The organism is Actinomadura meridiana, from assembly GCF_039537545.1.
Classification (GTDB): Bacteria; Actinomycetota; Actinomycetes; order Streptosporangiales; family Streptosporangiaceae; genus Spirillospora; species Spirillospora meridiana.
In genome coordinates this window covers 452,138-472,650 of sequence record NZ_BAABAS010000020.1, presented here as the reverse complement: position 1 = coordinate 472,650, position 20,513 = coordinate 452,138, and the positions used below count along the sequence as shown (strand labels likewise).

Sequence of the window (20,513 nt, the reverse complement as noted above, 5' to 3'; positions counted from 1 at the left end):
GGGTCACAATGAGCACGTGTCCTATTTCGCTGCCGTGTTCGCGCGGACCCCGCAGGGGTGGGTCGGCGCCGAGGCCGTCCTCGCCGAGGCCGAACACGTCGATGACGTCGCCGATCTGATGCGGGAGGCGGCCGTCGAGTCCTATGGCGACATGGTGGTGCTCCTCGTCGAGCAGGACGACGACTGGTTCGCGGTCGTCCGGCTGGACGGCGACGACGAGCCGCGCGCCTACCTCTCCGCCGTCCACGAGGACGGGCTCGGCTCGCTGCTCCAGCAACTCGTCGGGGACGTCCCGGACGGAGACCCCGCCGGTGACCCGGCCCTGCTCGACGACCTGGGCGTCGACGCCGAGCGGCTCGACGACCTCGGCGAGCGCGGGCTGCCCGGGGACGCCCTGCTCACGGTCGCCGAGCAGGTCGGCTTCGGCGAAGAGTTCGACCGTCTCCGTGACTGAACCGCGGCCGGGCCCCGAGACGGCGGCGGTCTACGCGGGCCTCGAACCGGCGATGCGGCGCGCACTGCGGGAGGCGCGCGAGGCGTTCGGCGACGAGGAGGTCCCGGTCGGGGCCGTCGTCCTGGACGGGTCAGGCGAGATCATCGGGACGGGCCGCAACGACCGCGAGCGCAGCGCCGACCCGACCGGCCACGCGGAGATCGTCGCGATGCGGGCCGCGGCGGCGTCGCTCGGGACGTGGCGGCTGTCCGGATGCGCGCTGGTCGTCACGCTGGAGCCGTGCACGATGTGCGCGGGCGCGTCCGTCCAGGCGCGGCTCGGCCGTCTCGTGTACGGCGCCGTCGACCCGAAGGCGGGCGCGGTCGGATCACTGTGGGACGTGGTCCGCGACCGCCGCCTCAACCACCGCCCCGAAGTGATCGCCGGGGTGCTGGCGGACGAGTGCGGCGCGCTGCTAACCGAGTTCTTCGCGCACCGGAGAGTCCGGTAGGCTCTGCGACGGTGGTGTCGCCTAGTGGACGAGGGCGCACGCCTCGAAAGCGTGTGAAGTGCAAGCTTCCGTGGGTTCGAATCCCACCACCACCGCATCTCGAAGGCCGCGGTTCCCTTTCCGGGACGGCGGCCTTCCGCATGTGGGCGCGTTCATGAGTCGGCGGCCGTCCGGCGGGGACGCTGGAAGATCATCGTGAACATGCCGCGCGGATCCGGGCTGTCTGGGTTAGCCGACGGTTACCAGTGCCACGCCTGCTATGGCGATGGCCATGCCGATTCGTTGGACGGCTTGGAGTCGCTCGCTGTAGGCGATTCTGGCGAGCAGGACGGTGATCGCCGGGTAGAGGGACGTGAGGACGGCGGCGAGGCTGAGCATCCCCGCGTGGACGGCGACGAAGTACAGGACGTTCGCGCCCGCGTCCAGGGCGCCGGAGAGCAGGGCGAGGAGCAGCAGCGTCCGTCCCGGCACCGGCGGGCCGAGGTCGCCGCGGGCCGCGACGACCGCCAGCGCCGCCACGACGACGGCTAGGGTGCCGACGCGGGCGCCGACGATCGGCCAGAGGCCGGTGCCGTCCCCGGCCGTCTTCAGCAGGACGAAGAAGATGCCGAAGCACGTTCCGGACACCGCGGCCGTCAGCGGGCCCGAGTCGAGGAGGCGCCGCCTGCCTGGGGACGGGGCGTCGCCCTTCCGGGGTTCCATGCTGACCAGGCCGATCGCGACGAGGCACAGTAGGACGCCGAGCAGCACGGCCACGTCCAGCCGCTCGCCGCGCAGCGTCCCGACCCCGACCGGGAGCACCGCCCCGGCCAGCGCGGACACCGGCGCGACCACGCTCATCGGCCCGCGCGCGAGCGCCCGGTAGAACGTCATCATCCCGGCGCCGCCGCAGACGCCGCCGAGGAATCCCCAGGCCATCGGCGCGGCCTCCATGCTTCCGCCGTGGACCAGGGCGGAGACTGCGACGACCAGCAGCCCCGCCGGAACGGCCCAGACCAGGACACGCAACGCCGTGGATTTTCGAGAGACCGCGCCGCCGAGGAAGTCCGCCACCCCGTAGGCGAGCGCCGCGCCGAGCGCGAGAATCGTGACCATCACGGCCCGCCGACGAGGCGGCTCGCCACCCGCACGTCGGGGGAGATCGTCCGCAGCCGTTCCGTCAGCCGTTCACCGGCCTCCTCAAGCCGCTCGATCGGGTAGGGCTCAAGGCGTTCGAGCAGGAAGAAGCCGTTCTTGGTGGTCTCGGTCAGCCGCGTCCGGACGCACTGGCGCCAGTTCCACCGGCGGCAGGTCACGCCCTCGTCGTCCCGCCAGACGACCTCGCCCGGATCTGGGTGATCGACAGCCGGTTCACCGTTTGCGACAACGTCGAACGGCTCGTCGCCCGTGGCCCGCACCAGCCGCGCCGCGCCCCGGTAGGCGTCGAGATCCTCACCGCCGATCGGCAGCGCGTACTCGACGCTCACCGCGTTGTAGGCGTCCACGACCCTGTTGATTGACGGGAGGGAACTGGCCCGGCGGAGCAGCGCGTCCACCGAGGGCCGCGTCCGCTTGGGTTTCGCCCCGAACGCCCGGTAGGCGTCGTGCCAGGCCTCGACGTGCGGATCGTCCGGGTTGGCCTTCTCGGCCGCCTCGGCCAGCCAACCTTCCGACATCTGGTCGCTGGGCCCGTTCTCCAATCCCTCGGCGGCCACCACGAGCACGGCGAAGTCGGGCCGCAACGCCCGCACGGCCTCGTCGACCACGACCCGGTCCAGCATCCTCGCATCCTCCGTGACGGTCACTTTAATGACATGTGGATACCATCATACCGACCGACGCAAGGTGCGGTAGGACACGTACGGAAGACTGGGGGCCCGAACGAGCAGGGAGGACGGTTGAGCGAGCAGGAGGCGATCGGCGAGGCCGTGGCGCGCACCGTGCGGGCGCTGCGCGCGAGCCACGGCTGGAGCCTGGACGAACTGGCCGGACGCGCCGGGGTCAGCAAGGGAGTCCTGGTCGGCCTCGAGCAGGGCCGCGGCAACCCGAACCTCGGCACCCTCATCCGCATTTCCGACGCCCTCGGCGTACCGCTGACACGGCTCGTCCAGGTGGAGGAAGAGCCGCCGATGCGCCTCTTCCCACCGGAACGACACGTCGTCCTCTGGCGAGGCGAACACGGCGGCACCGGAACCCTCCTCGCCGGAAGCGACCCGCGCCCCTCCCTGGAACTGTGGAACTGGATCCTCCAACCAGGAGAAACCCGAGAAAGCGACGCCCACGTACCCGGCACCAAAGAAATCATCTACGTGAACCAGGGCACCCTCACGCTGGGCGTAGACGGCCGAACAGACCTGGTAGAAGCAGGCGCCGCCGCCGTCTTCGTCGGCGACCGGCCCCACTCCTACGGCAACGAGACCAACGAGGACGTTCGTTTCGTCCTCGCCGTCTTGGACTTGTAATCCGGGGCTGGTCTTACGCCGTCGTCCAGCTCGGTGGTGCACAGGTAGGTCGGCAGGACCGTGATGCCCGCGCCCGCCGTCACGGCGGCCAGGGCAACGCGCAGATCGGGGACGACGACGGCGGGACGTCGGGTCAGCCTGGTGCCGAACGCCCGCCTCGGCCCGAGGCGTAGCCGAAGCCACCCTGGCCGCGCTCGCCTGACCCGACCCATCCCCCGGCCAACCCAATACGTCCGTCTGTCTTCCTTCACGGCCCGGCCGTCTCCGCGCTGGGTCTGGTGTGGTTGGCCTGCTGATCGGCTTGTCGTGCTCGGGGGTTAGGAGGTTAGGCGGACTGGCATGGCTAGGTAGCGGTAGCCGGTGTCTGTTTCTTCGGGGGTCGTCTCGTCGTCTTTCTTGTCGGGGATGCCCGTTAGGAGGGCGGCCTTGGTGGGGCCTGCGCACTCCAGGCGGGCGTGTTGGGTGTCTATGCCTGCCAGACCGTCCAGGAGGTACTGGGGGGCGAAGGCTATGTCGATGTCGTCGCCGGTGAGGTCGACGGCCAGGGACTCGTTGGCGCGGGCGGAGTCGCCGGTGGCGGCGCGGATGCGGACCTCGCCGGACGTGAAGGCCAGTTGGACGGGGGTGCCGCGTTCGGTGACCAGGGCGGCGCGCTTGATGGCCTCGACGAACGGGGCGACGGGGATCTCGGCCACGGACGACCAGGTGCCGGTCAGGCGGGACTTGTAGTTGATGTACTGGTCGTCCAGCAGGCGGCTCGTCATGCTGCGGCCGCCGCCGGACACGCCGATGAGGGTGTCGGCGTCGTGTCCGCCCAGGTCGATGGCGACCTCGGCGCCGCGCCTGATCGCCTTGGCCGTGTCGGCGAGGGTGCGGGCCGGGACGACGACTCCGGCGGTGAAGGCGGGGTCGGCGGGTGACCAGGTGAGTTCGCGGGCGGCGATGCGGTAGCGGTCGGTGCAGGCGAGCCACATCGTGTCGCCGTCGATGTCGATGCGGACGCCGGTGAGCATCGGCAGCGTGTCGTCGCGTCCGGCGGCGGGGGTGACCTGGGCTACGGCGGCGGCGAACAGGTCGCCGGGGATGGTCCCGGCGCGGGCGGGCGGCTCGGGGAGGGTGGGGTAGTCCTCGACGGGGAGGGTCAGCAGGCCGAACTCGGCGGGGCCGCAGCGCACGACGACTTCCGAGCCCTTGGTGAAGACCTCCACGGGGTGCGGGGGGAGGTTGCGGACGATGTCGGCCAACAGTCGTCCGGGTACCAGGGCTCGGCCCGGTTCGGTGACTTCGGCGTCCTCGCGGGCGCGGGCGGACACCTCGTAGTCGAACCCGGCCAAAGTGAGGCGCCCCTCGTCGGTGACCTCGATGAGCATGCCCGCGAGGACGGGGAGCGCGGGACGGGCCGGGAGCGTCCGCGCCGCCCAGGCCACGGCGTCGGCAAGGGTCTGCCGCTCGACTCGGAACTCCACGTGATCTGCCTTTCCCCGATTCTGGCCTACACCCGCACCGTAACCCGGCCCACCGACAGTCAGAACAAGGCGTCTTCGACGATCTTGGATTTGCGTTCGAAGTCGAGGAGGTAGCGCTTGCGGTCCAGGCCGCCGCCGTAGCCGGTCAGGTCGCCTGTAGAGCCGACTACGCGGTGGCAGGGGACGATGATGCTGATCGGGTTGCGTCCGTTGGCCAGGCCGACGGCGCGGGACGCGGATGGCTTGCCGAGGTCCACGGCGAGCTGGCCGTAGGTGGTTGTCTCGCCGTAGGGGATCTCTTGGAGCGCCGACCATACGCGCTTCTGGAAATCGGTGCCCTGGAGGTTGAGGGGCAGGTCGAAGTCGGTCGACTCGGCGGCGAAGTAGGAGGTGAGCTGTTCGGCGACGGTCGCGAAGGGTGCCTCGTTTGGGTCGGCTGGTAGGCCGAAGGTCTCTGTGGGTGGACGGTGCCGTTGCAGGTCCATGTAGAGACCGGACAGGGCTCCGTCCAGGGCCACGAGTGTGAGTGGGCCCATGGGGCTGTCCAGGACGGCATGGGTCGGTTGCACTGGGTTCCTCTCAGGGGGTGGGAAGCAGGTTGATGGCGTGGTCGCCCGTGGCCCACAGGTACTGGACGGCGTAGGCGCGCCAGGGACGCCACCCGGCGGCACGCTGCGTGAGGGCCGCAGGGGTGGAAGGCAGATCGAGTGTCTTGGCGGCGGCGCGGATTCCCAAGTCGGTGGGGATGAACGCGTCAGGGTCGCCTAGTGCGCGCATCGCGATCGTCTCCACGGTCCATGGGCCGATGCCGGGTAGGGCGGACAAGTGGGCGCGGGCCTTTTCCCAGTCACTTCCTACACCGAGGTCCACCTGGCCGTTCGCCAGCGCGTCGACGAGGGTCGTGATGGTGGTTCGGCGGGTTTTCGGGAACGCGAGGGTTTCGGGATCGAGTGCCGACAGGGCGGACGGGGTTGGGAAGAGATGGGTCAGGCCGCCGTTGGGGTCGTCGATGGGGTCGCCGTGGGCGGTGACCAGCCGTGCCGCGTGGGTGCGGGCCGCTGCTGTGGAGACCTGCTGTCCGATGACGGCCCGTAGGGCGAACTCGGGGGCGTCCACCGTTCGCGGGACGCGCCGTCCCGGGGCCTTGTCGACGAGCGCGGCCAGGGCGGGGTCGGTGCGGAGGAGGTCGTCCACGGCGACGGGGTCGGCGTCGAGATCGAGGGTCCAGCGGCAGCGGCTGATCGCGATGGTGAGGTCGCGCAGGTCGCTCAGGGTGAGCGTGCAGGTGATGTGGTCCGGGCGGGGGCTCAGCGCGGCGATGCCGTGGCCGTGGGGCAGCCGCATGGCGCGGCGGTACGCGCCGTCGCGCCATTCCTCGACGCCGGGGACGGCGGTCGCGGCGAGGTGGCCGAACAGGTTGTCGGGGCAGAGTGGCGCGCGGAATGGCAGGCGTAGTGAGAGTGCTCCTGAACCGGCGGGCGGATGTCCCTTGGCGACTCGGTCGCGCAGACCGGTCGGGGTCAGTGCGAACACGTCGCGGACGGTGTCGTTGAAGGCCCGGATGCTGGAGAACCCAGCCGCGAACGCGACATCACCCATGGGGATGGGTGTCGTTTCGATCAGGAGCCTTGCTGTCTGCGCGCGCTGGGCCCGTGCCAGGGCGAGTGGGCCCGCGCCCAACTCGGCGTTGAGTTGGCGTTCGATCTGGCGTGTGCTGTACCCGAGCCGACGGGCGAGGCCAGGGACTCCTTCACGGTCGACCACGCCGTCGGCGATGAGCCGCATGGCGCGGGCTACGACGTCCGCGCGATGGTTCCATTCCGGTGAGCCGGGCGACGTGTCGGGACGGCAGCGCTTGCACGCGCGGAATCCCGCCTGCTGCGCGGCCGCCGCGCTAGGGTAAAAGCGCATGTTCTCGGGTTTCGGTGCCACGACCGGGCAGCTCGGGCGGCAGTAGATCCCGGTGGTGATGACTCCGGTGAAGAACCAGCCGTCGAAACGGGCGTCCTTCGCCTGGACGGCCCGTACGCACCTTTCCGCGTCCTCGTGCATGCTCTCCAGCATCGCCGATGGTCAGGGCGTTCCACTAGCGATAATCCGACATCAACGTCCGAAGCGCGCAGCCGGCATGACCTCCCAGGTAATCGCCCCGCGACACCCGACCTTGGCAGCGTAGGGGGCGTCGCCGGGACGAACCCGGCCGAACAGAGCGGGGTCATGAAATGAGCGATGTTCAGCAGCGGGTGGCGCGTTACCTGGCGATCTGGAACGAGACCGACCCGGCCGCGCGGCGGGCCGCGATCGACGACCTGTGGACCGACAGCCCTGTCTACGTCGACCCGCTCGGTGTCGCCGAGGGACGCGACGCGATCGACGCTTTCGTCGCCGCGGCGCAGGAGCAGTTCCCCGGCCTGGTGTTCCGCGCGGCGGGCACCGTGGACGCCCACCACAACGTGGCCCGTTTCACCTGGGAACTCGGTCCCGAGGGCGGTGAGGCGCTCGTCGTCGGTTTCGACGTCGCGGTCTTCGCCGACGACGGCCGGTTCGACCGCGTCCACGGATTCCTGGACAAGGTTCCCGCCTGACCCAGGCACGGGGCGCAGAGTTGATGAAGCGCGCCGCCGTCGACCGTTACTGGGCGGCGGCGCGGAAGTGGGCTCCACCTCCAGCAGGAAGGCGAGGCCCTCGTTCGCGGCGTGCAATGGCCCAGGTAGTCGCACGCCGATACCGTACTCGGTGTGGACGAGATCTCCTGGCTGGAGGGCGGCCGGGAGCAGTGCGTCCGCTGGCGGTCCGAGAGCGGCGCCCCGGCGCCTCGGCGTGTGGTGGTCGCCGACGACGCGACGCGCGCGGACGACGCCTACCGGCTGGCCTGTGAGGGGACCGCGCTGTTGTGGCGCGGCGACTTCCAGAACGCGCGTCAACTCCTCACGGCGATGGCCCGCCGAATCGATCGCCCGCCACGGCGGCGTGTGCGCAAGCCCGAGCCCTCTCAGGTGCAGGCGTTCCATCTGTTCCGTCAGGCACGGGCCCAGCGCGCGCGGACGCTCGGCATGCTGCTCATCCCCTTCGACCCGGGCCACACGATTCCGCTACGCCGCGCCCCGGACGTGCAGGACGCCTGTACGGAGGCCTACGGCCCGGACAGCGAGCCCTACGTCACGTCTCTGCGTGAACTGCTCGGGCTCATCGGCGCACACGAATGGCGTGCGAAAGGCGTGTCGATCCCCGCGTTGGGCGGTGACCGCATCCATCCGCACTACGGCGTCTTCTCCCCAGTGAGAGGCGAGTACGTGGACTTGGTCGCCGAAGCGCCACTCGTGTCGGGGAAGACAGCGTTCGACGTAGGGACCGGTACGGGTGTGCTGGCAGCCGTCCTCGCACGCCGAGGTGTGGGACGGGTTGTCGCCACGGACAACGACCCGCGCGCGCTTGCCTGCGCCCAAGAGAACGTCGACCGGTTGGACGTGGCGAACCGGGTCGACATCGTCCAGGCTGATCTGTTTCCGGAGGGGCGTGCCGGTCTTGTCGTTTGCAACCCGCCGTGGGTGCCCGCCAAGCCGTCGTCCCCCTTGGAGCGCGCTGTGTACGACCCGGGTAGTCGGATGCTTCGCGGATTCCTCAACGGTCTCGGGGAGCACCTCGAACCAGACGGCGAGGGTTGGTTGATCCTGTCCGACCTTGCCGAGCACCTCGGGCTGCGCGAGCGAGATGAGGTTCCCACGCTGATCGAGTCGTCCGGCCTCCAGGTTGTGGGACGGCTCTCCGCCAAGCCGCGCCATCCACGCGCCACCGACCCCGACGATCCGTTGCACGCCGCCCGTGCCGCCGAGACCACGACCCTGTGGCGGCTCACCAACCGGAAGTCAGACGTGACTCCGATGAGTGGTGTGGGGCCCTATCGCGCCTAGCAGTTCGAGGGCCTCGATGGTGGGGCTCCCCGGTGGCGGGGTGAAAACGACCAGGCACTGGTCTTCGGCAGGGGTCAGCAGGGTCTCCGCGTCGAACTCGATCGCGCCGACCTCCGGATGCAGGACCTTCATGCGGCTGGTGCGGCGCACCGCGACCTCATGCCGGTCCCAGAGCGTCGCGAACTCGTCGCTCGCGCGGCGGAGTCGTCCGACCAGGGCGGACGAGGCGGCGTCGTTGCCCCGGCGGCCCACCGCGGCGCGCAGGTCGGCGACATGGACGCGGCTGTAGTGATCGTGCTCCTCCGGCGGGTACCCGGCCCGGACGAAGGGGTCGGTGAACCACCGCCAGACGATGTTCCGGTCGCCGGGCGCCACCGTGCACATGCAGCCGAACAGGGCCTCGGACATGGCGTTCTGCGCCAGGACGTCCCCGAGGTCGCCGATGATCTGCGCCGGGACGTCCCGCAGCCGGTCGAGCAGGTACAGCAGGCCCGGCCGGACGTGCTCGCCCGCGAACGGCCCGGCCGGAGGACGGTGCCCGGCCAGGACGTACAGGTGGTCGCGTTCGTCCGAGGTCAGCCGGAGCGCCCGGGCGAGCGCGCCGAGCAGCTGAGTGGACGGCTGCGGGCTCCGCGCCTGCTCAAGGCGCATGTAGTAGTCGGCGGACATCCCCGCGAGCTGCGACACCTCCTCGCGCCGCAGCCCGGGAGTGCGGCGCCGGGGCCCCGCCGCCAGGCCGACCTCGTGCGGCCGCAGCCGTTCGCGGGAGCGGCGGAGGAAGTCGGCGAGTTCCCGGCGGTCCATGTCCATGCCTCCATGGTGGGCGATGCGCGGCGACTCAGCCTGGGATCGTTTGTCCTAGTCAGAGCGGTCCGCTCCTCATCGCCGTCCAGCGCGGGCAGCGTTGCGGGCATGACGACACTCACCGTTGGAAACGCCCGTATCAGCTACCGCACGGAGGGTTCGGGGCCCGCGCTCGTCCTGGTCCACGGCGTCGGGCCCGGCTCGCTCATGTGGGACACGATCCTCGACGACCTCGCCGCCCGGAACACCGCGCACCTCCCCGACCTGTCCGGCAGCGACTCCGCCGAGGACGACGGCGCGCCGCTCACCGTCGAGACCCTCGCCGAGCAGGTCATCGCCGTGATCGAACATGCCGGGGCCGGGCCCGCCGACGTGGTCGGCTTCTCGCTCGGCGCCCCCACGGCCGCCGCCGTCGCCGCGCGGCGTCCCGACCTCGTCCGGCGGCTGGTCACCGTCGCCGGGTTCGCGCACGCGGAGGACGAGTACGTCCAGCAGCTGATGACCACCTGGCTGAACCTCACGGCCAGCCCGGAGGGTTTCGGGCGTCTCGGGACGATGACCTCCTTCAGCCGGAGGTTCCTCAACGAGATCGGGCACGAGGCCACCGAACAGATGCACGGGTTCATGCGTCCCGTCCCCGGACGGCTGCGGCAACTCGACCTCCTCCTGCGGCTCGACGTCCGGGACCTGCTCCCGAGGATCACGGCGCCCACGCTGGTGATCGGCTGCACCGAAGACCTGACGATCCCCGTCGAGAACCATCGCGAGCTGGCGGGCGCCATCGCGGGCAGCGAGTACGTGGAACTCGACTCCGGACACGTGGTGATGGGGGAACGGCCCACCGAGTTTTTGAAACTCGTCCACGACTTCCTCGCCCGGCCGTAACGAGCGTGCGCGCGCGTCGAGCACGATGGGGTGATGCGTCCCACAGATCAGCAGACCATCCTCATCACCGGCGCGACGGACGGGCTCGGCCGCGCGCTCGCCGCCGATCTCGCCGCCGAGGGCGCCACGGTCCTCGTCCACGGACGCGACGACCAGCGCGGCAAGGCGGCCCTCCAGGAGATCGGCGGCGCCGCGTCCTGGTACCGCGCCGACCTGGCGTCGCTGGCCGAGACCCGCGCGCTGGCCGAGGCCGTCCGCGCCGACCACCCCCGCCTGGACGCGCTGGTCAACAACGCGGGTATCGGCAACGACGGGCCGCGCCGGGAGAGCGCCGACGGGCACGAGCTGACGTTCCAGGTGAACTATCTGTCCGGATATCTGCTGACCCGGCTGCTCCTGCCGACCCTCGTCGCGTCCGCGCCCGCGCGGATCGTGCACGTCAGCAGCATCGGCCAGCAGGCGATCGACTTCGACGACGTCATGATCACGCGCGAGTACGACGGGATGCGGGCCTACCGGCAGAGCAAGCTCGCCCAGATGATGTTCACCGTCGACCTCGCCGACGAGCTGGCCGGGACGGGCGTCACCGCGAACGCCCTGCACCCCGCCACCTACATGCCGACGAAGATGGTCACCGCCACCCCGCTCAGCACCCTGGAGGAGGGCGTCCAGGCGACGCGCCGCCTCGTCACCGACCCCGACCTGGACGGCGTCTCGGGACGCTTCTTCAACGGTCTTCAGGAGGCCCGCGCGGAAGCCCAGGCCCACGACCCCGAGGCCCGTGCCCGCCTGCGCGCCCTGTCCGACGAACTCACGACCCCCTGACACCCGCCGGGGCACACCGGTGGGCGCACTTACCGCATGCTGGTGCGAACCCGTAGTCTCGTGGGACGGACATCCGGTGGCTGGCGGAGCGCCAGAGACAAGGTCCGCGCGCGGGCCGTGAGAAGGAGTGCACCGTGGAACCCGGTGGTCAGTTGAACATGCAGGAACTGCTCCAGCAGGCGCAGGCCATGCAGGAGCAACTCTTCAGCGCGCAGCGCGAGCTCGCCGAGGCCGAGGTGACGGGAACCGCGGGCGGCGGCCTCGTCACCGCGACGGTGAACGGGCAGGGCGAGATCACGGGGCTGGTGATCGACCCGAAGGCCGTCGACGTCGACGACCCGGCGGACACGGCGGAGACCATCGCCGACCTGGTCCTGGCAGCGATCCGCGACGCCGGACGCGAGGTCCAGGAGTTGCAGCAGGAGAAGATGGGCCCGCTCGCGCAGGGCCTCGGCGGCGGCATCCCCGGCCTCGGTGGCGGCGGCGGAGGCGGCGGTGGGCTGCCCGGCGGTTTCCCGGGCCTCGGCGGCGGCCCCGGCGCCTGAGCGCGACAGCGCGCGCCAGGACACGGCGCACGCCAAGACCACAGCGCACGGCCAAGACAGACGACCCAAGTCAGACGACCAAGACAGACGACCTGAGACGCGGCAGAAAGGAGGGGTCCGTTGTACGAAGGGGTGGTCCAGAACCTCATCGACGAGTTGGGCAGGCTGCCGGGCGTCGGTCCCAAGAGCGCGCAGCGGATCGCCTTCCACCTGCTCGCCGCCGATCCCGGTGACGTGGAACGGCTCGGCAAGGCGCTCAAGGAGGTCAAGGACAAGGTCCGCTTCTGCAAGACCTGCGGAAACGTCGCGGAAGAAGAGGAGTGCCGGATCTGCCGTGACGCCCGCCGCGACCCCCAGGTCATCTGCGTCGTCGAGGAGTCCAAGGACGTCGTCGCGATCGAGAAGACCCGCGAGTTCCGCGGCCGCTACCACGTGCTCGGCGGCGCGATCAGCCCGATCGAGGGCGTCGGACCCGACGACCTGCGCATCCGTGAGCTGATGCAACGCCTCGCGGACGGGACGGTGACGGAGCTGATCCTCGCCACCGATCCCAACCTGGAGGGCGAGGCGACGGCGACGTACCTCGCCCGGCTCGTCAAGCCCATGGGGCTCACCGTCACCCGTCTGGCCAGCGGCCTGCCGGTGGGTGGCGACCTGGAGTACGCCGACGAGGTTACGCTCGGCCGCGCATTCGAAGGACGGAGGCTGCTCGATGTCTGACACCAACAGCCCGCAGGACTGGAACGCCCTGGCCGAACGGGTCGCGTGCCATGTCGACAACTACCTGAACGGTCTGGAGGCCGTGGCGCGCGGTGACGGCGGCACGCACACCATCCCTCTGCTCCTTCTCGAGGTCTCGCAGGTCATCCTGGCGGGCGCGCAGCTCGGCGCCAGCGCCGACGTGATCCTCCCGGACAACTGGGAACCCGAGGTCGGCGACGATCCCGATCTCGACAGCGTCCGGCAGGGCCTGTCCGAACGCCTGAAGGTGATGGACGAGTACGTCGAGGTCTTCGACCCGTACAAGGACACCGAGGCGACGTCGTACCGGCTGTCGGACGACCTCGTCGACGTCGCGAGCGACCTCGTCCACGGGCTGCGGCACTACAACCAGGACCGTCCGCTTGAGGCGCTCTGGTGGTGGCAGTACTCGTACTTCAACCACTGGGGCAACCACGCCGGTGCGGCCCTGCGCGCCCTGCACGCCTTCGTGGCGAACTCCCGCCTGGACGTCGCGTCCGAGGCCGCCACCACCTCGTAACGGCTCGGCACGTCGTGGCGGCTCAGCCGGGGGCGCCGGGCCTGATCGGTGCGTCGAGTGCCGCCGCGACCAGTTCGGCGGCCTTCTCGGCGTCCGAGCCGAGCTGTCCGCCCTCCCCGGAACCCCACGTGTACGCCTCGAGTTCGTCGTCCCACCAGACGACGACCGTGCGGCCCCGGTGTGCGGCGCGCAGCCCGGCCTCGCCGTCGGCGCCGGGCCGCGACACCGACACCTGCGGGGCGCGCCGCCGTAACGCCGCGAACAGGATGTGAAGCGGGTCTCTGCGGACGCGTGGCAGTTCCTCGAACGCGGCCATCGGCTCTCCCTCGGGTCGGTCCCCGGCTGGCGGACGCCCGGACCGGGATCGGCGCCGGGGTGGCGGATCGACGTGCGGGACGCGATCCGCCGTTACATAGACGCCCGACCCCGCCCCCGGGTGGTCATTCGGGGCCGAACGGCCAGTTCGACGGCACGGTCAGGGTGCCTTGTAGCTGGTCAGCGCGTCCCAGTCGATGTTCGGTGGCGTGATTCCACGTTCGGACAGGTACGCCTGGGAGCGTGTCTGCCCGTCCTCCAGCCACTCCTGGTAGGACGGCGGTTCGCGGTGGCCCGCGGGGCGCGGCACGCGCGCCGGGGTCAGCATCCACTCGCCCCGGATCTCGGCGGCCTCGCCGGTGACGAGCAGCGAGGCCAGGTCGCCCGCGTGCCCGTCGTGCCGGTGCCACAGCAGGTCGGCCGGGCCCGAGGTCCCGGCGAACGGTCGCGCCGGACGGAGCCGCAGCGTGCCCGCGTCCGTCCACGAGACCGTGGCCCGCGTCGAGCAGGGCGCGCCATGCCGGTCGCGGGCCGCGAACACCGCCGTGGGGTAGCGGGTGAGCGCGTCGGAGATCCGTTCGTTCATGGACGCGCCGTCGGGCGGCGGCGGTTGCCAGTCGCCGCCGGTTACCGCGGGCTCCAGGACGTCCACCCGCAGCGGTGTGACGACGATGGGCAGCCGCGTGTAGAACCAGCCCATCGCACTGCGGTAGAAGGGGTCGTCGGTCGCGTCGGCCCATGGGGGACGGGCGTCCAGGACACCGCGCCAGTAGCGTTCGAGGTCCTGCGGCGGCAGCACGACCTCCGGGGCGGTGGCCCTGCCCTGGATTAGCACCACGGGCATGCCGGTCAGCCCGCTTCCGGCGGGATCCGAGTACAGCAGCGCGACCCGGCCGTCCCGGCGGATGTCGAGCACCTTCCGCGAGTACGCGGCCGGGGTGGTCAGGACGATCTCCCCCCGCTCGCCGAACCACACTCCCGCCATCGGTCTGGTGCTCACGCCCCCGGCCGGGGTCAGCGTGGTGAACTCCAGGACCCGCGTGCTGGACAGGACTTCCGCTACTTTCGCGTCAAACTCCACGAACCCCTCCGGAACGGTCTAGGTGGACGGAACGCTAAGACCTGACCGGCCTCCGCGATCATCTGGAAGGGGTCCGCATCCGGTCACGATATGGCTAGGTTGATCATTGCTTGGCACGTTGGTCGGAGCGTCCCGCTCGGGCCGGGGCGCGCGCTAGGAATTGGGGGCCGCGGATGCGGCGACGGCTGGTCGCTCTCGGGCTGACGGGATGCCTCGCCGTGAGCGGGTGCGGAGGCGGCGACGGGTCGTCCATCCTCGACGAGAAGACGCTGGTGGCGGGCGTCCGGCCGGACCTTCCCGGCATCGGTTTCCGGCAGGCGGACGGACGGTTCGAGGGCCTCGACGTCGACGTGTCCCGCTACCTGGCCGAGCGGATGGGGAAGAAGGTCCGCTTCGCCCCGGCGCTGGCGGCCGACCGGGAGCGGCTGCTGCGCGACGGCGAGGTCGACATGGTGCTGACCTTCTGGCTGGAGCCCGAATGGACGCAGCGGCTCGCGTTCGCGGGCCCGTACCTGCTGTCGTACCAGGACATCCTCGTCCGGAACGACGAGCATGCGGTGCGCGGCGTGCGTGACCTCGCGGGACGCAGGATCTGCGCCGTCACCGGGTCCGGCGCGGCGGAGGCGGTGACGCGGGAGCGGCAGGTGGCGGCGGTGCCGGTGCCCGCGAAGTCCTACGACGACTGCATGCGGATGCTCGCCGACCACCGCATCGACGCGATCACGACGAACGACACGATCCTCGCCGGGCTGAAGGCGCGGCAGGGCGGCGGGTTCCGGCTGCTGAACTCCAGGTTCGGCGAGCGGCGGACGGGCATCGCGATCCGCAAGGGCGACCCCGACGGGTGCGAGGCGCTCAACAAGGCCATCACGCGGATGTACCAGGACGGCACGATGGCCTCGCTCATGAAGAAGTGGTTCGGCACGTCCGGCCTGGACCTGTCGGACGTCGAGGTCCCGCAGTTCGAGGGCTGCCTCTGACCGTCCCGCCGAGGTTGGGGCGCGCCGTCACGGGCATGACCGGTTCGGCTGAAGGGGGCGGCAGTGGAGCAGGGCGGGAACGGGTGGCCGAGGCTGCGGGTCGACGACTGGGTCGAGACGCGCGACACGTTGCACATGTGGGCGCAGATCGTCGGGAAGGTCCGGCTCGCGCACGCGCCGCTGGTGAACCACTGGTGGCAGGTGACGCTCTACGTCAGCCCGCGCGGCCTCACCACGTCGGCGATCCCGTACCGGGACGGCGTGTTCGACATCGAGTTCGACTTCGTCGACCACCGGTTGCGCCTGCGCTCCGGCAGCGGAGCCGCGCGCGATGTCGGGCTGGTCCCGATGCCGGTCGCGGAGTTCTACGACCGGACGATGCGCGCCCTCGCCGACCTGGGGATCGAGACGGACATCCAGGGCCGTCCGAACGAGGTCGATCCGTCCATCCCGTTCGCGGAGGACGACCAGCACACCTCCTACGACGCGGCGGCGGCGCACCTGTTCTGGCGCCAACTGCTCCAGGCGGCGCGGGTGATGGGACGGTTCAGGTCCAGGTTCACCGGCAAGGTCAGCCCCGTGCACTTCTTCTGGGGCGCGATGGACCTCGCCTGCACGCGCTTCTCCGGCCGGACGGCGCCGCGCCACCCGGGCGGCGCCCCGAACTGCGGCGACTGGGTGATGGAGGAGGGCTACTCTCGGGAGCTCAGCAGTTGCGGCTTCTGGCCGGGCGGCGGTGAGGAGGGCGCGTTCTACGCCTACGCCTACCCCGAGCCGGACGGGTTCGCCGACCGTCCGGCGGGGCCGTCCGCCGCCTTCTACAGCCGCGAGAACGGGCAGTTCCTGCTGCCGTACGAGGCGGTGCGCGCCGACCCGGACCCCGACGAGGCGCTGCTCGAATTCCTCCAGGACACCTATGCGGCGGCGGCCGACCTCGGCGGCTGGGACCGGCCCGACCTGGAGGTGGACCCGGCGCGCTGGGACCACCTGGCGCGTCAGGGCTGAGGAGCGCCGTACCCCGGCTCGGACCCGGGGCCCTGCGGCTGACCCTGGCCTGTGCCGCCACCGCTCGTGACGGCGTTGCCCGTGACGCCCTTGCCCGGGTTGCCGTTGTTGTTGCCGGGGCCTCTCGGCGGAGTCGCCGTATGCCTCGGCCTCTTGGTCTTCTTCTGCTGGCCGGGCGGGGTCGACTTCTTCTGCTGGCCCGGCGCCCCGGCCTTGCCGTGCTCCTTCGACGGGGAGGACGAGGGCGACGGCGTCGGCGAGGTGCCGGGCGTCGGCGTGTACGGGGGGAGACGGGTCGCCGGGGTCGAGTCGCCGCGCTTGCCCTCGCGCTTGTCGAACGTCGGGCTGGGGGAGAGCGCGGGGCTCTGGCCCGGGAGCTGGCCGGTGATCGTGGCGTAGGCCGCTCCCCCGGTCAGGATCAGCGAACCGCCCACGACGGCCAGGACCTTGATCGTCAGGAAGCGGCGCAGCATCGCCGCGCGGGACCGGCGTTCGGGGACCGGCGCGGCCCGGAACGCGGCGACGGCGGCGTCCTCGCCCGCCAGTTCCTCCGGACGGCCGGGCGCGGCGGCGGCGGAGAGCAGGGCGCGCAACCGGGCAGGCCCGACCGCGCCGTCGAGAAGGCGCTCGGCGGCGCGTTCGTCGAGGCCCGGGGCCCGATGCTGGTCGCTCATGTCACCCCTTCAGCGCCTGTACCACCGCTTTTGTCACTCTGGGCGAGCGGAGCGGGGTCGGCGGGGGCGGCGGACAGCCGCTCGGCGAGGCGCCGCAGCCCGCGGTAGGCGGCGGTGCGGACGGCGCCCGGCCGCTTGCCCAGGACCTTCCCGGCGGCCTTGGCGTCCAAGCCGACGACGACGCGCAGCAGCACCGCCTCGGCCTGGTCGCGCGGGAGTTCGGCGATCAGCCGGAGGGCGTCCTGGGTGGCGATGCCGTCGAGGGCGTCGATCTCGGTGTCGGTCTCGGCGGCCATCGTGACCAGCTCGTCGACGGGAAGGTCGGAGCCGGGACGCCGCGACTTTCGGCGCAGGTGGTCCAGGGCCCGGTGCCTGGTGATCGTGGCGGTCCAGCCGCGGAAGCCGTCGAGGTCGCCGCGGAACGAGGGCAGGTCACGGGCGATCTGCAACCACGCCTCGGACGTGACGTCCTCGGCGTCCGCGCCGACGAGCGCGCCCGCGAAGCGGATCAGGCGGGGCTGGACGTCGCGGTAGAGCATGCGAAAGGACTCCTCGTCGCCGTCCTGCGCCGCCCGCAGGGCACGACCGAGTTCGTCCTCGTCGGCCCGTTCCACCCCCACCATTGTGCAGGGATTCGGATGACCGTGTGACACGTACGCGGTGGTTCGACGCTGAAGCAGTCATGGACACGCCTCTCGGCACCCGCCCGCTGCCACCGGTCACGGAGACCGAACCGGTGTTCGTCGACGCGACCGGCGGGCGTGCCCGGTTCGGACGGCGCCTCGGCCTCGCCGCCGGGGCGGTGCTCGTCGTGTTCACGGGCGCGGTCGGGATCGGCCTCGCGACCGGGCCGAACGTGCCGTTGACGCCGTGGAGCGAACCGTCCACCCGGCCGAGCGTGCGGCTGAGCCGTCCGGCGACCCCGACGGAGCGGCCGGACGGGCGGCGCGCCGCCGCCAGCCCCGAACCCGCGAGGCGACCCGCGCGCACGGCTCCCGCGGCGCCACCGGCGAAGCCGTCCGCCGCCGATCCCGCTCCGCCCAGGACGACCACGACCCCGACCCGTCCGGGCAGGTCGCAGGCCAGCCCGCCAGCGTGGGGGCGTAAGAAGAAGAACCGTTGACCGCACGGCACGGCGAGCCCAGGGGGCACTGGGTCCTGCTGATCCTCGGCGGCCTCGTGCTGGCGATGCTCCTGCTGCTGGACGGGTTCGCCGCCAACGTCGTCGGTGAGGCGCCGCGCGGGGAGGATCCGGCCACGGGGCGCGTCCCGGCGGCGGTCAGCTCGGGCGGGCCGGTCGTCAATCTCTCGGAGGGCGTCCCGCACAGCAGGCGCCTGCCGCCGAAGACGATCGCGCTCACGTTCGACGACGGACCCGACCCGACATGGACCCCGCGCCTCCTGGACGTCCTGCGCCGCCACCGCGCGCACGCGACCTTCTTCACCGTCGGCGCTCGCGTGGCGCGGAACCCGGGGCTGACCCGCCGGATCCTGCGCGAGGGCCACGAGATCGGCTCGCACACGTACACGCACGCCGACCTCGCCGCCGTGCCGGCATGGCGGGCGCGCCTGGAACTGGACCTCACACAGCGGGCGCTGGCGGGGGCGGCGGGCGTCCACACGAGGCTGCTGCGGATGCCGTACTCGTCGCGTCCGGACGGCCTGACCGGGCCGGAGTGGCAGGCCGCGAGGCGGGCGGGCGGGGACGGCTACCTCGTCGTGTTCACCGACCGCGACACCGAGGACTGGAGGCGTCCCGGCGCGGACGCCATCGTCCGGGCCGCGCTCGCCGGGTCGAAGCGCGGCGAGGGCGCGGTGGTGATGCTGCACGACTCGGGCGGCGACCGGTCCGGGACCATCGCGGCCGTCACGCGGATCATCGAGCGCCTCCAGCCGCAGGGGTACCGCTTCACGACGCTCACGCGGGCGTTGGGGCTGCCGTCCGCCGAGGTCCGGGTGCCCGCGTGGGAACGTGCCATCGGCTGGACGCTCGTCACCGCGCAGCGCGCCGCGTCCGCCCTCACCGCCGCGATGAGCGTGCTGTTCGCGGTGGCCGGGGTCGCGTACATGCTGCGCCTGGCGGTGCCGCTGCTGTTCGCGCACGCGCATCGGAACAAGACGCGGACCGCCGAGGAGCCGATACCTGGCGGGGGGATGCCGCCCGACCCGTTCCCGCCCGTCTCCGTGATCGTCCCCGCGTACGACGAGGAGGCGAACATCGCGGCCACGATCGCCTCGCTGCTGGACACCGACTATCCGGGCACCGTCGAGGTGATCGTGGTGGACGACGGGTCCACCGACCGCACCGCGCCGATCGTCGGGTCGATCGCCTCGTCCGCCGTCCAGCTGATCCGCAAGCCGAACGGCGGCAAGCCCAGCGCGCTGAACGAGGGGATCGAGGCCGCCCGTGCCGAGATCCTCGTGCTCGTGGACGGCGACACCGTCTTCCAGCGCGACACGATCCGGCACCTCGTGGCGCCGTTCGCGGACCCCCGTATCGGCGCGGTCAGCGGCAACACCAAGGTCGCCGACCGGGGCGGCCTCCTCGGTCGCTGGCAGCACATCGAGTACGTGATCGGCTTCAACCTCGACCGGCGGATGTTCGACGTCCTGCGGTGCATGCCGACCGTCCCGGGCGCGATCGGCGCGTTCCGCCGGTCGACGCTCGCGCGGGTCGGCGGCGTCCCCGGCGACACCCTCGCCGAGGACACCGACCTCACGATGGCGATCTGCCGCACCGGGCTGCGCGTCGTCTACGCGGAGAAGGCCCTGGCGTGGACGGAGACGCCGTCGTCGCTGCGGCAACTGTGGCGGCAGCGCTACCGCTGGTGCTACGGGACGATGCAGGCGATGTGGAAGCACCGCCGCTCGGTGCTCGAACGCGGCGGCTCGGGACGGCTCGGCCGCCGTTGCCTGCTCTACCTTGCGGCCTTCCAGGTGCTGCTACCGCTGTTCGCGCCCGTCACCGACCTGTTCGCCCTGTTCGGAGTGGTGTTCGGTGATCCGACGGTGCCCGTCCTCACGTGGTTGGCGTTCGTCTCCGCGCAGGCCGCCACCGGCGCCTTCGCGCTGTGGCTGGACGGCGAACCCATCCGCCCGCTCTGGTCGCTGCCGCTCCAGCAGTTCGTGTACCGGCAGCTGATGTATCTGATCGTCGTCCAGTCCGCCGTGACGGCGCTGCTGGGCGCGCGGCTGGGCTGGCACACCGTCCGCCGGACGGGCGCCTCAGCCGACCTCAGAGACGCGACCGTCAGAGCCAGGGAACAATCCGGCGGACCCGTCGGTTACACATGACGGCCGGTGTGCCTGGTGTCCCCGGGCCTCACCTTTCGCCTTCACGGAATACCGTTCGGCTGGAGCCGTGTCGTGCCATTCG

24 protein-coding genes and 1 tRNA gene are annotated in these 20,513 nt (G+C 71.5%); 15 read left to right on the top strand and 10 right to left on the bottom strand.

What is annotated here, in order from left to right; all coding sequences use genetic code 11:
• Positions 1-16 precede the first annotated feature (16 nt).
• The 3 genes from ABD808_RS28235 (at position 17) to ABD808_RS28225 (ending at position 1,039) form a co-directional block, all read left to right on the top strand.
• A complete protein-coding gene (locus ABD808_RS28235; protein WP_344902649.1) occupies positions 17-454 on the top strand; it encodes a tRNA adenosine deaminase-associated protein in 438 nt (145 codons plus the stop codon).
• Positions 455-506: 52 nt separating this feature from the next.
• The gene (gene tadA / locus ABD808_RS28230; protein ID WP_344903525.1) at positions 507-944 is read left to right on the top strand and encodes a tRNA adenosine(34) deaminase TadA; all 438 of its coding nucleotides are present in this window, start codon (positions 507-509) and stop codon (positions 942-944) included.
• Positions 945-954: 10 nt separating this feature from the next.
• Positions 955-1,039: transfer RNA gene (locus ABD808_RS28225), tRNA-Ser, on the top strand.
• A 133-nt stretch (positions 1,040-1,172) separates the two neighbouring features.
• On the opposite strand, the gene ABD808_RS28220 is transcribed toward ABD808_RS28225, so the two are convergent.
• A complete protein-coding gene (locus ABD808_RS28220; protein ID WP_344902646.1) occupies positions 1,173-2,039 on the bottom strand; it encodes an EamA family transporter in 867 nt (288 codons plus the stop codon).
• A complete protein-coding gene (locus ABD808_RS28215) occupies positions 2,039-2,704 on the bottom strand; it encodes a B3/B4 domain-containing protein (RefSeq protein ID WP_344902643.1) in 666 nt (221 codons plus the stop codon). Before ABD808_RS28215 ends, ABD808_RS28220 begins: the two co-directional genes overlap by 1 nt.
• A 117-nt stretch (positions 2,705-2,821) precedes the next feature.
• Here ABD808_RS28215 and ABD808_RS28210 point away from each other — a divergent pair, with 117 nt between their 5' ends.
• A complete protein-coding gene (locus tag ABD808_RS28210; RefSeq protein WP_344902640.1) occupies positions 2,822-3,385 on the top strand; it encodes a helix-turn-helix domain-containing protein in 564 nt (187 codons plus the stop codon).
• Positions 3,386-3,702: 317 nt separating this feature from the next.
• Here the strand turns inward: ABD808_RS28210 and dnaN are convergent, their stop codons facing one another.
• The 3 genes from dnaN to ABD808_RS28190 are packed head-to-tail and all read right to left on the bottom strand — an operon-like array spanning position 3,703 to position 6,903.
• Entirely contained in the window at positions 3,703-4,851 is a 1,149-nt protein-coding gene (dnaN, locus tag ABD808_RS28200) for a DNA polymerase III subunit beta (RefSeq protein WP_344902637.1), read from the bottom strand.
• 59 nt (positions 4,852-4,910) lie between these two features.
• Positions 4,911-5,420 carry a methylated-DNA--[protein]-cysteine S-methyltransferase gene (locus ABD808_RS28195; RefSeq protein ID WP_425548987.1) on the bottom strand — a complete coding sequence of 170 codons (510 nt, stop codon included), beginning with the start codon at positions 5,418-5,420 and terminating at the stop codon, positions 4,911-4,913.
• A gap of 10 nt (positions 5,421-5,430) precedes the next feature.
• Positions 5,431-6,903 (bottom strand): DNA-3-methyladenine glycosylase 2 family protein, encoded by a 1,473-nt coding sequence (locus ABD808_RS28190; protein WP_344902631.1) that lies wholly within the window; start codon positions 6,901-6,903, stop codon positions 5,431-5,433.
• A gap of 170 nt (positions 6,904-7,073) precedes the next feature.
• On the opposite strand from ABD808_RS28190, the gene ABD808_RS28185 reads away from it, so the two are divergent.
• Together ABD808_RS28185 and ABD808_RS28180 are read left to right on the top strand one after the other, a co-directional pair.
• Positions 7,074-7,436, top strand: coding sequence for a nuclear transport factor 2 family protein (locus tag ABD808_RS28185; protein ID WP_344902628.1), 363 nt, complete (start codon positions 7,074-7,076; stop codon positions 7,434-7,436).
• 153 nt (positions 7,437-7,589) lie between these two features.
• Positions 7,590-8,762, top strand: a complete 1,173-nt coding sequence (locus tag ABD808_RS28180) for a 50S ribosomal protein L11 methyltransferase (RefSeq protein WP_344902625.1) — start codon at positions 7,590-7,592, stop codon at positions 8,760-8,762.
• Here ABD808_RS28180 and ABD808_RS28175 read toward each other — a convergent pair.
• Positions 8,718-9,572 carry a helix-turn-helix transcriptional regulator gene (locus ABD808_RS28175; protein ID WP_344902622.1) on the bottom strand — a complete coding sequence of 285 codons (855 nt, stop codon included), beginning with the start codon at positions 9,570-9,572 and terminating at the stop codon, positions 8,718-8,720. The two genes, ABD808_RS28180 and ABD808_RS28175, sit on opposite strands and share 45 nt — an antisense overlap.
• 102 nt (positions 9,573-9,674) lie before the next feature.
• Between ABD808_RS28175 and ABD808_RS28170 the strand changes: the two genes are divergently transcribed.
• From ABD808_RS28170 to ABD808_RS28150, 5 genes are all read left to right on the top strand, one after another.
• The gene (locus tag ABD808_RS28170; RefSeq protein WP_344902619.1) at positions 9,675-10,451 is read left to right on the top strand and encodes an alpha/beta fold hydrolase; all 777 of its coding nucleotides are present in this window, start codon (positions 9,675-9,677) and stop codon (positions 10,449-10,451) included.
• A 33-nt stretch (positions 10,452-10,484) separates the two neighbouring features.
• Positions 10,485-11,276 carry an SDR family NAD(P)-dependent oxidoreductase gene (locus tag ABD808_RS28165; protein ID WP_344902616.1) on the top strand — a complete coding sequence of 264 codons (792 nt, stop codon included), beginning with the start codon at positions 10,485-10,487 and terminating at the stop codon, positions 11,274-11,276.
• A 134-nt stretch (positions 11,277-11,410) separates the two neighbouring features.
• Positions 11,411-11,821, top strand: coding sequence for a YbaB/EbfC family nucleoid-associated protein (locus ABD808_RS28160; RefSeq protein WP_344902612.1), 411 nt, complete (start codon positions 11,411-11,413; stop codon positions 11,819-11,821).
• Between the two features lie 120 nt (positions 11,822-11,941).
• Positions 11,942-12,541, top strand: coding sequence for a recombination mediator RecR (recR, locus tag ABD808_RS28155; RefSeq protein ID WP_344902609.1), 600 nt, complete (start codon positions 11,942-11,944; stop codon positions 12,539-12,541).
• Positions 12,534-13,082, top strand: a complete 549-nt coding sequence (locus ABD808_RS28150; protein WP_344902606.1) for a DUF5063 domain-containing protein — start codon at positions 12,534-12,536, stop codon at positions 13,080-13,082. Before recR ends, ABD808_RS28150 begins: the two co-directional genes overlap by 8 nt.
• Before the next feature lie 22 nt (positions 13,083-13,104).
• On the opposite strand, the gene ABD808_RS28145 is transcribed toward ABD808_RS28150, so the two are convergent.
• On the bottom strand, positions 13,105-13,398 hold the full coding sequence (locus ABD808_RS28145; RefSeq protein WP_344902603.1) for a hypothetical protein: 294 nt from the start codon (positions 13,396-13,398) through the stop codon (positions 13,105-13,107).
• 159 nt (positions 13,399-13,557) lie between these two features.
• Positions 13,558-14,478 (bottom strand): pyridoxamine 5'-phosphate oxidase family protein, encoded by a 921-nt coding sequence (locus ABD808_RS28140; protein ID WP_344902600.1) that lies wholly within the window; start codon positions 14,476-14,478, stop codon positions 13,558-13,560.
• Between the two features lie 173 nt (positions 14,479-14,651).
• On the opposite strand from ABD808_RS28140, the gene ABD808_RS28135 reads away from it, so the two are divergent.
• A complete protein-coding gene (locus ABD808_RS28135) occupies positions 14,652-15,458 on the top strand; it encodes a transporter substrate-binding domain-containing protein (protein ID WP_344902597.1) in 807 nt (268 codons plus the stop codon).
• Between the two features lie 63 nt (positions 15,459-15,521).
• Positions 15,522-16,463, top strand: coding sequence for a DUF5996 family protein (locus tag ABD808_RS28130; RefSeq protein WP_344902594.1), 942 nt, complete (start codon positions 15,522-15,524; stop codon positions 16,461-16,463).
• Here the strand turns inward: ABD808_RS28130 and ABD808_RS28125 are convergent.
• Together ABD808_RS28125 and ABD808_RS28120 are read right to left on the bottom strand one after the other, a co-directional pair.
• Positions 16,454-17,137, bottom strand: coding sequence for a hypothetical protein (locus tag ABD808_RS28125; RefSeq protein WP_344902591.1), 684 nt, complete (start codon positions 17,135-17,137; stop codon positions 16,454-16,456). The two genes, ABD808_RS28130 and ABD808_RS28125, sit on opposite strands and share 10 nt — an antisense overlap.
• Positions 17,134-17,760 carry an RNA polymerase sigma factor gene (locus ABD808_RS28120; protein WP_425548986.1) on the bottom strand — a complete coding sequence of 209 codons (627 nt, stop codon included), beginning with the start codon at positions 17,758-17,760 and terminating at the stop codon, positions 17,134-17,136. The genes ABD808_RS28125 and ABD808_RS28120 overlap by 4 nt, the downstream gene beginning before the upstream one ends.
• Before the next feature lie 59 nt (positions 17,761-17,819).
• On the opposite strand from ABD808_RS28120, the gene ABD808_RS28115 reads away from it, so the two are divergent.
• Both ABD808_RS28115 and ABD808_RS28110 read left to right on the top strand, forming a co-directional pair.
• Entirely contained in the window at positions 17,820-18,260 is a 441-nt protein-coding gene (locus ABD808_RS28115; RefSeq protein ID WP_344902585.1) for a hypothetical protein, read from the top strand.
• Entirely contained in the window at positions 18,257-20,431 is a 2,175-nt protein-coding gene (locus tag ABD808_RS28110; RefSeq protein WP_344902582.1) for a bifunctional polysaccharide deacetylase/glycosyltransferase family 2 protein, read from the top strand. The genes ABD808_RS28115 and ABD808_RS28110 overlap by 4 nt, the downstream gene beginning before the upstream one ends.
• The last annotated feature ends 82 nt before the right edge of the window (positions 20,432-20,513 follow it).